Origin of the sequence: Pantoea sp. AS142 (assembly GCF_037152305.1) — a bacterium.
Taxonomy (GTDB): Bacteria; Pseudomonadota; Gammaproteobacteria; order Enterobacterales; family Enterobacteriaceae; genus Pantoea.
Map to the genome: position 1 here is coordinate 1 of NZ_JBBCMO010000031.1, position 302 is coordinate 302.

1 protein-coding gene is annotated in these 302 nt (G+C 36.8%); it reads right to left on the bottom strand.

Annotation, left to right across the window (positions count from 1 at the left end; translation table 11 throughout):
* Positions 1 to 190 (bottom strand): hypothetical protein (locus WFO64_RS22410; protein WP_337014403.1); only part of this gene is annotated, 190 nt, incomplete at its 3' end.
* Positions 191 to 302: the final 112 nt, after the last annotated feature.

Below are 302 nucleotides of genomic sequence, written 5' to 3' on the forward strand. Positions count from 1 at the left end.
CTCTCCATTCTGGCTGGCCTTTTTTTCTTGTTTTACTTAGTGGTGAGCCATCAAAATCTGGTTTTGATGATTCTTTAGTCGCTAATTCTGGGGCAACAAAAGAAAATTTAGATGAGAGAGGAAGATTTGCTAAAACAGGGAGTGAGAAAAATAAGCAAGTTGCTACAAGGATGACGTTTTTCCTATTCATAAGAGTCCTGTACCTGTCATTGGCTTTTTAGCGACAGCTGGTATTTTAATCTAAATGTGTTTTCAAATGAACCTACTACTGCAATGATTTACTTGAGATTGCTCTTGTCTAT